This window comes from Algibacter sp., assembly GCF_049667265.1.
Classification (GTDB): Bacteria; Bacteroidota; Bacteroidia; order Flavobacteriales; family Flavobacteriaceae; genus Algibacter_B.
Window position 1 is genome coordinate 1 of the sequence record NZ_JBATHX010000347.1, and the last position, 9,657, is coordinate 9,657.

Sequence of the window (9,657 nt, forward strand, 5' to 3'; positions counted from 1 at the left end):
ATTGAAGACGAAATTCCTGCGCAAAAAATCCTCAAAAATTTTATTGCCAAAATTCCTAGTTTGGAATTGGTTGATACGTTTAAAGCCGCCATTGAAGCCAATAAGTTTTTAAATTCTGAAACGGTTGATATGGTTTTTTTAGATATTAATTTACCAGATATGTCTGGGCTCGATTTTATAAAAACCATTAAAAACCCACCCGCAATTATTATGACAACCGCATATTCTGAATATGCTGTGCAGAGTTTCGAATTAGATACCATTGTGGATTATCTGGTGAAACCGTTTTCATTCGATAGATTTTTGAAGGCCATTAATAAGGTGAAAGAACGACATAAAATCCCTGAAAATGAATCCGAAAACCATTCAGAAACCATTTTTTTAAACGTCGACAAAACGCTTCATAAAATTGTATTAAACAAAATATTATACATCGAATCCGAAAGGAATTATATTACGGTGGTTACCCAAAACCAAAGGCTATCCTATATTGATTCCTTGAAAAATTGGAATGCAAAACTTCCTAAAAATCGTTTTATCCAAGTGCATAAATCCTTTATTATTAATATTTTATTCGTTAGTAAAATATCGGGAAATGTATTGTTTATAAAAGACAACAAAATTCCAATAGGAAGAACCTATAAACAAGAATTGCTTAAAAAATTAGGCGTGTAAAATTTATTTGGTATTAGTATCTTTACTTAATGCAGCACATTTCAAAACTTCCTGAAGTAGGAACCACTATTTTTTCTGTGATGAGCGGATTGGCAAATAAGCACAACGCCATTAATTTATCGCAAGGATTTCCCGATTTTGGTAGCGACCAAAAGCTAATCGATTTGGTTTGTAAAGCAATGAATTCCGGATACAATCAATATGCACCAATGGCTGGCAATTTTGAATTGCGGGAAGCCATCGCTAAAAAAATGGAAGCTTTATATAATACATCCTATCATCCAGAAAATGAAATTACTATTACTGCAGGAGCAACTCAAGCTATTTCAACAATAATTTCCGCATTTATAAAACCAAATGATGAAGTTATTATTTTCAAACCTGCGTATGATAGCTATGAACCTGGAATCAAACTAAATGGCGGTAAAGTGATTCCATTACAATTGAAAGCGCCAGATTTTAGCGTCGATTGGAAGGCTGTCAAAGAAAAAATTAATAGTCAAACAAAAATGATTATTATCAATACGCCTCATAATCCGAGTGGCATGATCTTTTCAAAAGAAGATATGTCGGAATTAGAGCGTATTACTAAAAACACCAACATTATTGTGTTGAGTGATGAGGTTTATGAACATATGATATATGATGATGAAAAACACCAAAGCGCCTGTTTGTTTCCAGATTTAAAAGCACGAAGTTTTGTGGTAGCTTCATTTTGCAAAACCTTCCATAACACCGGTTGGCGAATTGGCTATTGTTGCGCACCAAAAGAACTTATGGAATTGTTTTTGCAAGTGCACCAATTTAGTATTTTTTGCGTTCACCATCCAACACAAAAAGGCATTGCAGATTACATGCAAGAACCAAAACATTACTTGGAATTGGCATCATTTTATCAGAGAAAAAGAGATTTATTTTTGAGCCTTATTAAAGATTCTCGATTTACTTTTACACCTTCAAAAGGCACTTATTTTCAGGTGTTGAATTATTCAAAAATCACACAAGAATATGACGTTGATTATGCAAAAAGGCTGACTAAAGAATTTGGATTGGCGTCAATTCCTTTATCCGTTTTCAATGAAAATAATCTTGATAATAAAGTGCTTCGTTTTTGTTTTGCAAAGAAAGATGATACTTTAAAAAAAGCAGCAGAAATTTTATTGAAAATTTAAGTTACTTTTTGAATATATTTGAGTCTAATAAATAGAATTAATATTTAAAAAAATAAAATGATGAAATTTTTAGTAGTAATGCTTTTTCTAGGATTTGGTTTTCTAGTTAATGCACAAGAGGTTACTTTTAATGGCGTGTCTTACGAAATTAAGAAAGACAAAATTTTTAAGGCAGGTGAAGATGTGACTAATAGCTTAGATGAAGCCGAAAAAGAGGATATTTTAGATGCTTTCGATAAAAAAATGGACGAAATTAAAGAGGAAGAAGATGCTCAAAAACAAATAGCGAAAGCTGAAAAAGAACAACAAAAGGCGGAAAAAGAGCAAGAAAAGGCGGAAAAAGAACAGAAAAAAGCAGAAAAAGAACAGAAAAAGGCTGAAAAGAAGCAAAAACAGGCTGAAAAAGATTTAAAGAAAATTGAAAAGGCCCAATCTAATTATGATAAATCTGTTAAAAAACAGGAGGATGCCGTTAAGAAATACGACAAACTTAAAAAGAAAGGGAAACTTTCACCTGTTGATGAAGAAAAGTGGTTAAAGAAAATCGATAAGTATAAAGAGGCCTCGGAAAAGGCGAAGAATAAATTATAGTATTTTTCTCTTTTGAAATACCATCAAAAAGCGTTATTTTAATGTTCAGCAAATAAATAGATTTTTAAATGCAAAATGAACTTAAAATAACGCTTTTACAATCTGATTTAGTTTGGGAAAACCCAGAACAAAATCGTACGAACTTCACAAAGAAAATTGATAATATTTCTGAGCAAGTAGATATTATTGTACTGCCAGAAATGTTTACCTCTGGATTTACCATGAATGCTAACAAAGTAGCTGAAAAAATGGATGGTGAAACCGTTTCATGGATGAAGCAATTAGCTTTAAAAACGAATGCCGCTTTGGTTGGAAGCTTGGTTGTTTCAGAAAATAATGCGTTTTATAATCGATTGGTATTTGTAGAGCCATCGGGTGTTGTAACACATTATGATAAGCGCCATACATTCACTTTAGTTGGTGAGGATAAGGTTTACTCAGCGGGTTCAAAAAAGCTTATATTAGATTTTAAAGGCTGGAAAATTTGCCCTTTAGTTTGTTATGATTTGCGTTTTCCAGTTTGGGCAAGGAATACGGAAGATTATGATGTTTTATTATATGTGGCAAATTGGCCAAAACCTAGAATTTCTGCCTGGGATGCTTTATTAAAAGCACGTGCTATCGAAAATATGTGTTATTGTATTGGTTTAAACCGCGTGGGCGTTGATGGTGTTAATTGTACATATTCTGGTCATTCTGCAGTTTATGATGTGCTTGGCGAACAATTAACGCCGATAAAACCTAATACCGAACAATCGCTCATAGTAATTTTAGAAAAAAGACACGTTGAAGCTTATAGAAACAAACTTAAATTTTTAGATGATAGAGATACGTTTAGTATTATTTAAATTGAAGTGTTTCTTGAATTCCCCAGTCTGCCCTAATTTCAATTTCTTGAAAATGACTTACTTTTTCAGGTTGTATCTTTTTTAAATAATTACCAGCATCAAATTTTTTATTGCCGTTGGTATCATGAATAATTCTGATAGAATACATACTTGATGTAAGATTTAGAAAATCTACAGCACCTTCTTTATCCACATATTTTTCAACCTTAACTTCACCTTTTTTATCAGTAAGTTGAATTATTAAAGGATAAGTAGCGTTTACTAAAACGAATCGGGCATAGCCAAAATCGGATGCTTTTTTGGTTTTTAATCCTAAGTTTAAGGTGTCTTTATTAATATCTCCGAAAAAATCTTCAAAAGCTTCAGGGAGTATTTTAATTTTATAATTATTGTCTTCTGTTTTAGCAAATTGAAGTAAATACGTGTTCTTTATAGAGTCAAACGCTGTTGTAAAAGAAACGGCTGTAGAATCTTTATCCATCATTGAAACTTTGGATGCATCAAATTTTATTATTGGCGTAGTTCCTGAAATTTTAAAATCTTCATCTAAGCTAATAGTGCCAGAAGGTGATGTTCCTATTGTTAAAGAGTCTCTTTTTTGTTCACTAATTCTGGCGGTAAATTCCTTTTCATAATCATTTTTTGAAACCTTAAAATTCAATGAATCTACTTCCTCTAGTCTTGGTTTGTACCAGTAATTTAAAGTATCTGTCTTTGGGTCTTTCGTTATGCGATATTCAAATTCAGGAGGTGTTTCAGATACAATATCAATCTTCATTCCGTTATAATCACCTTCATACCCAAAAGCAATTTTTTCACCAGAAATTAATCGCGGTCGGGTTGCACTAAAGTCTCTGTCCTCTTTAAAAAGCCTTAGTGTATATGAAGAATCTGTTGGAACTTGAATAAAACTTTTATAAAAGCCAATTTGGTCTGTTTTCTGCTGAAATTTATTATCACCATTACCATCTTTTAAGGCCATTAAAAGGTATTTTCCAGGTTTCAGGTTTTCAATTGAAAATGTGGTAACACTATCCAAAGTGTTGGTAATGTATTTGGGTGTTTCTTTATAAATAATAGAATCTGTAAATGTTGAATCAACTTCATATAACGCCACATTTACAAAAGTTTCAGGTTCGGTTTTTAGGGCATCAACAATATTTCCTTTTACTGAAAGCGAATCAATATAATCACCTGTTGAAAGCACATATCTGTAATATGGATAGGGGTTGCTTTCGTTATTATCAGTTATACTATTTCCAAAATTAAAAGCATACGTAGTATTGGGTTGAAGCGTATCGTATATTTTAATGGTTATGTATTTGCTAGCACCACTCATTGGCGAAACATCTGGTGCCGTTTTCATGGGTGGCGAAATAATAAGCTGCTTTTTTAAGTCTTTTACTTTGATATATTCATCAAAATAAACTCTAATTTCATCACCCTTAAAATTGGTAGAATAATTTTCTGGTTCAGATTTTATAATACTAGGCGGTGTTACGTCTTTTGGGCCGCCATCTGGGGTTCCTCGGTTCGCGCAGTTTATAAAAACTAAGCCAATAATAATGGCAATAATAAAATTTGAAAGGGTCTTTTTCATTAACAGCTTTAATTTTTAACAAAAGTACATGATTTTTTTTGTTCTGAAATTCTTAAAAACAGAATGAAAATAATCATGGACTAACAAAGTGATTACTGAAGTGAAACAAAATTTTGTATTTTTTTAAAGCAAAATTTGGTTCTCCACAGAAGAAACCTACATAAATTCGGCTAAAAAATATAACGAAACAAAACTTAAGCTATTGCCATGGTAGCAATGCTAATTTTTATGTTTTTGGCTTGTTTTAAAACCGAAATACAGGCTTCGAGTGTGGCTCCAGTAGTAATCAAGTCGTCCACTATTAAAATGTGTTTATTGTGAATAGCATCCATGTTTTTAAGCGTAAATAATTCGTCGGGATTTATCCATCTAGAAATCCTGTTTTTGTTGGTTTGCGATTTGGTGTTAGTGATTTTCACTAGTACATCGTCTATATAATCAACCTCTAAAGCCTTCGCTATTTGTTGCCCGAACATGGCAACTTGGTTATAACCTCTTTTTTTAAGTTTGTTTTTATGAAGCGGAACAGGGATTACCACATCAATACTATTATATGCTTCAAGGGTTTTTAATTCGCCTCCAAGCCAATTTCCTAGTACAAAACCAATTTGTTCGTGGTCCTTATATTTCAGATTATGAATAAGGCGCTGCACATTTCCTTTTTTTTCAAATCTGAAAAGCGCTGTGCCATTTTCAACTTCGGCACGACCATAAAGCACCTTTTTTACGCTGTCGTTATTATCAAAATGAAAATTGGTAACTGGTAAATCGTGTCTGCAATCTAAACAAATGGTGTCCACACCGTCAATTAACAGGTTATTGCACGCATTGCATACCTTCGGAAAGAACAAATTAACGATAGATTTCAGCATTATTTAAAAATGTAGTCTTGTAAACTTAATTATTTTTCACAAAAAGACGTTTGTTTTAATCGGTTTTTTATTTTTGCACCATGGCAAATCAAGATGATCAATTTAAGAAGGTAATTTCACATGCAAAGGAATACGGATATGTATTTCAAAGTAGTGAAATTTATGACGGTTTAAGTGCAGTTTATGACTATGCACAAAACGGCGCAGAATTAAAGAAAAATATACGCGACTATTGGTGGAAAGCCATGGTGCAAATGAACGAAAACATAGTTGGAATAGATGCTGCAATATTTATGCATCCTACAACTTGGAAAGCGTCTGGGCACGTTGATGCTTTTAACGACCCATTAATAGATAATAAAGATTCGAAAAAGCGTTACAGAGCTGATGTTTTAATAGAAGATTATTGCGCTAAAATTGAGGCGAAAATAGACAAAGAAGTTGCTAAAGCTGAAAAACGTTTTGGTGATGCTTTTAATAAAGAAGAATTTGTTTCCACCAACGGACGTGTAGTTGGCTATCAAGAAAAAATAAATAGTACGCTTTCACGGATGGCAAAATCTTTAGAAAAAGAAGATTTGGCAGATGTAAAAGCACTTATTGAAGAATTAGAAATTGCAGATCCTTTAACAGGAAGTAGAAACTGGACAGACGTTAAGCAGTTTAACCTCATGTTTGGAACCAAACTTGGTGCGTCTGCTGAAACTGCTTTGGATTTGTATTTACGTCCGGAAACAGCTCAAGGTATTTTTGTAAACTTTTTAAATGTACAGAAAACAAGTCGACAAAAAATTCCCTTTGGAATTGCACAAACTGGTAAAGCCTTTAGAAATGAAATTGTTGCAAGACAATTTATTTTTAGAATGCGTGAGTTTGAACAAATGGAAATGCAGTTTTTTATAAAACCAGGAACTCAAAAAGAATGGTATGAGTATTGGAAAGAGCATAGAATGAAGTGGCATTTATCTTTAGGGATGGGAGCCGATAATTACCGTTTTCATGACCATGAGAAATTAGCACATTACGCTGATGCTGCTGCCGATATCGAGTTTAAATTTCCATTTGGGTTTAAAGAATTAGAAGGGATTCATTCGCGTACTGATTTTGATTTAAAAGCTCACGAAAAATTTTCAGGAAAGAAATTACAATATTTTGACCATGAAGAAAATGCGAGTTATACACCGTATGTTTTAGAAACATCGATTGGTTTGGATCGTATGTTTTTAGCTGTTTTCTCAAACGCTTTACAAGAAGAAGAATTGGAGAATGGAACAACAAGGACGGTTTTAAAATTGCCAAGTGTTTTAGCGCCTGTAAAAGCAGCCATTTTACCATTGGTTAAAAAAGATGGATTGCCAGAAATAGCACGTCAAATTGTTGAAGATTTAAAATGGGATTTTAATGTAGATTATGATGAAAAGGATGCGGTTGGAAGACGTTACAGAAGGCAAGATGCTAACGGAACACCTTTCTGTATAACTGTTGATCATGACACAAAAGAGGATAACACAGTTACCATACGTCATAGAGATTCTATGGAGCAGGAACGCGTTAAAATTGAAGACTTACGAAATATTATTAAGCAAGAAGTCGATGTTCGCTCTTGGTTGATGAAGATGTAAAATTCCTGCGAAAGCAGGAATCTCAATAACAAAAAAATCCCAAGCCATGCTTGGGATTTTTTTATAAATCATGTTTTTTAAAATCGATAGCCTAAAGCTATACCACCACGGCCAACAATTTCAATATCGCTTTGGTCAAGCATATCTCTACCAATACCTAAGTATATTTCTGCAATAAAGCCTCGTTTTGTTACAAACTTAGCGCCTGCAGAAACACCAATAGCCAAATCAGTATATTTCTCACCTCTGTAACTTTCGGTTTGCGTTATGGAGTCGTAACTATAAAACTCATCTTCCCCAGAATGCACCATAGCAAAACCTTCAACAAAAAAGCCTTGTGCATATTTTTGAGAAAAAAAGTGTCTGTAATAAGGCGTAATAGAAAATGTTCGGTACTCGTCTAAACCATCATTATCATCCTCGTCTGAACCAATTCGGGTAAGTAAACCAACACCAAATGCGGACTCTTCATTTATGGTTCGCTCATAACCCACATCAAACCATTTAAAGATAATGAGGTTGGTCATGTTTATTTTTAATTCATTAAAATTTTCTAAGTTGCTCTTGTTTTCTAAAGTTTCTTGAGAAAACATAGTTGCTGAGAATAAAACAGTTATAAGAAATACGAGGTAAGCTTTTTTCATAAGGTTTAGTTTGAAATTTTTTTTAGCAATATTAGTCAATAATTGTACCGATTGCTTGATGTTTTTAATTTTATCTATTCATAAATTATATATGCACTTGCCTATCAATCTGTTGGTCTAATGAAATGAGTGATTCTGTGCGTTGTACACCTGTTATAGTTTGAATTTTTTCATGAAGTAAACGCATTAAATGCGCGTTATCCTTACTCAAAAGTTTAATAAATAGGCTGTAGTTACCTGTGGTGTAGTGGCACTCTAAAACTTCTGGGATACGTTTTAAGGCTCTAACAACATCATCAGTATTTGCTGCTTTATCAAGATAAATACCAACAAAAGCTAAGGTTGTATAGCCTAAAATTTCATGATTGATAATAAATTTTGACCCAGATAAAAGTTTCGATTTTTCCAATTTACGTAATCGTTGATGGATGGCTGCTCCAGAAATCCCAACGTTTCTAGCAATTTCTAAAATAGGTGTTCTGGCATCTGTGGTTAGCGCTCGAAGTATTTTTTTATCGATACCGTCAATGGTTATGGTTTTGTTTTTTTGTTTCATTGAAAACATTTTTGTCATTCCCTTTAACCTGCCTCTCGGAAGACAGCGAAGGGAATCTTTCTTTTTGATTTTTGATTTCAAACTAAAACATAAAAGTAAGTATTTGATTTTAAATTGAAACTATAAATTGCGTTAGGGATTACATAGGAAAGCCCACAGCTGCGCAATTTTTATTGGGGAGCGAGGACTTGTAAAGAAAACCCCAACCCCTTGTGGTAACCTGCCTGCCGGTAGGCAGGCGCCCAAATATTAATTATTTAAAGGATTATAGCCTAAATAAGGCACTTCTTTTTCTTGAAAATGTATGCCGTAATTTTCTAATTCTTTAAGGATAGGTTGGTAAACTTCTTTGGTGATAGGGATTTGCACGCCAGGGGTTTTTATTTTACCGTTTAATATAGCTAGTGTGGCCATAGCAACAGGTAGGCCAACGGTTTTAGCCATGGCGGTATAGGTTTGGTCTTCGCCAAGAACCACCATGCTGGCATCGATTTGGTGTTGTTTTCCATCCAATTCGTAACCGAATTTGTGGTACATTACTATCATGTCCTTGTCGGTTTTGGCTAGTGTCCAGCTATCCATTAATATTTTTTGTAGTATTTCGGCTGGTGTGGCTTTTTTAAGGTTAACTGCTTTATTTGGGTTGAAAATATCCAGTTCTACAAGTTTGTCCCAAACCACATCGTCTTGGTCAATTTTTAGTTGGTGTCTTAATTTGAGTTCCACCGAATCTGATGGGCTGTAGGGTAAAAAGGCATTTACAAAATCGCGATAACTCATATTTTCACTATCGTCAAGGGTGTAGCTATCGTCCGTCATACCTAGGGTTACAAAAATATTCCAAGCACGACTAAAGCCTACGCGTCGCATGGTGCCGCGGTATAAGGTTTTAATTTTTTCTAAACCATAAACACTCTGATATTTTAATGAATCTCTGTTGGCATAGACTTCAAAACGTCCAAAATTATCGATTTCTAAAAATTCGGTGCGTCTGAATAAACGGTGATACGGAATGTATTTATAGGATCCTTCTTGAAGGAATTTTGCGGCGCCACCTTGCCCGGCAACCACAACGTT

10 protein-coding genes are annotated in these 9,657 nt (G+C 33.8%); 5 read left to right on the forward strand and 5 right to left on the reverse strand.

What is annotated here, in order from left to right; genetic code table 11:
- From WBN21_RS12130 to WBN21_RS12145, 4 genes are all read left to right on the forward strand, one after another.
- Window positions 1-675: LytR/AlgR family response regulator transcription factor (locus WBN21_RS12130; RefSeq protein WP_424200637.1), on the forward strand; the 675-nt coding region annotated here is incomplete at its 5' end.
- Between the two features lie 29 nt (window positions 676-704).
- Window positions 705-1,847: a methionine aminotransferase gene (locus WBN21_RS12135; RefSeq protein WP_424200639.1), complete on the forward strand. Its 1,143-nt coding sequence runs from the start codon at window positions 705-707 to the stop codon at window positions 1,845-1,847.
- A gap of 57 nt (window positions 1,848-1,904) precedes the next feature.
- Complete coding sequence (locus WBN21_RS12140; RefSeq protein ID WP_424200641.1) at window positions 1,905-2,438, forward strand: hypothetical protein; 534 nt, start codon at window positions 1,905-1,907, stop codon at window positions 2,436-2,438.
- 68 nt (window positions 2,439-2,506) lie between these two features.
- Complete coding sequence (locus tag WBN21_RS12145) at window positions 2,507-3,286, forward strand: amidohydrolase (RefSeq protein WP_424200643.1); 780 nt, start codon at window positions 2,507-2,509, stop codon at window positions 3,284-3,286.
- Here WBN21_RS12145 and WBN21_RS12150 read toward each other — a convergent pair.
- Entirely contained in the window at window positions 3,279-4,886 is a 1,608-nt protein-coding gene (locus tag WBN21_RS12150; protein ID WP_424200645.1) for an Ig-like domain-containing protein, read from the reverse strand. The genes WBN21_RS12145 and WBN21_RS12150 overlap by 8 nt on opposite strands.
- 194 nt (window positions 4,887-5,080) lie before the next feature.
- On the reverse strand, window positions 5,081-5,686 hold the full coding sequence (locus WBN21_RS12155; RefSeq protein ID WP_424200647.1) for a ComF family protein: 606 nt from the start codon (window positions 5,684-5,686) through the stop codon (window positions 5,081-5,083).
- A 152-nt stretch (window positions 5,687-5,838) separates the two neighbouring features.
- Between WBN21_RS12155 and WBN21_RS12160 the strand changes: the two genes are divergently transcribed.
- Window positions 5,839-7,380, forward strand: coding sequence for a glycine--tRNA ligase (locus WBN21_RS12160; protein WP_424200649.1), 1,542 nt, complete (start codon window positions 5,839-5,841; stop codon window positions 7,378-7,380).
- Window positions 7,381-7,457: 77 nt separating this feature from the next.
- Here the strand turns inward: WBN21_RS12160 and WBN21_RS12165 are convergent, their stop codons facing one another.
- The 3 genes from WBN21_RS12165 to WBN21_RS12175 all read right to left on the reverse strand — a co-directional run.
- Window positions 7,458-8,024 (reverse strand): DUF3575 domain-containing protein, encoded by a 567-nt coding sequence (locus WBN21_RS12165; RefSeq protein WP_424200651.1) that lies wholly within the window; start codon window positions 8,022-8,024, stop codon window positions 7,458-7,460.
- An 85-nt stretch (window positions 8,025-8,109) separates the two neighbouring features.
- Window positions 8,110-8,580, reverse strand: coding sequence for an Lrp/AsnC family transcriptional regulator (locus WBN21_RS12170; RefSeq protein ID WP_424200653.1), 471 nt, complete (start codon window positions 8,578-8,580; stop codon window positions 8,110-8,112).
- Between the two features lie 249 nt (window positions 8,581-8,829).
- Window positions 8,830-9,657: saccharopine dehydrogenase C-terminal domain-containing protein (locus tag WBN21_RS12175; RefSeq protein WP_424200655.1), on the reverse strand; the 828-nt coding region annotated here is incomplete at its 5' end.

Coding starts and splice junctions, on each gene's coding strand:
- WBN21_RS12135 (WP_424200639.1), top strand. CDS start 705: ATGCAGCACATTTCAAAACTTCCTGAAGTAGGAACCACTATTTTTTCT.
- WBN21_RS12140 (WP_424200641.1), top strand. CDS start 1,905: ATGATGAAATTTTTAGTAGTAATGCTTTTTCTAGGATTTGGTTTTCTA.
- WBN21_RS12145 (WP_424200643.1), top strand. CDS start 2,507: ATGCAAAATGAACTTAAAATAACGCTTTTACAATCTGATTTAGTTTGG.
- WBN21_RS12150 (WP_424200645.1), bottom strand. CDS start 4,886: ATGAAAAAGACCCTTTCAAATTTTATTATTGCCATTATTATTGGCTTA.
- WBN21_RS12160 (WP_424200649.1), top strand. CDS start 5,839: ATGGCAAATCAAGATGATCAATTTAAGAAGGTAATTTCACATGCAAAG.
- WBN21_RS12165 (WP_424200651.1), bottom strand. CDS start 8,024: ATGAAAAAAGCTTACCTCGTATTTCTTATAACTGTTTTATTCTCAGCA.
- WBN21_RS12170 (WP_424200653.1), bottom strand. CDS start 8,580: ATGAAACAAAAAAACAAAACCATAACCATTGACGGTATCGATAAAAAA.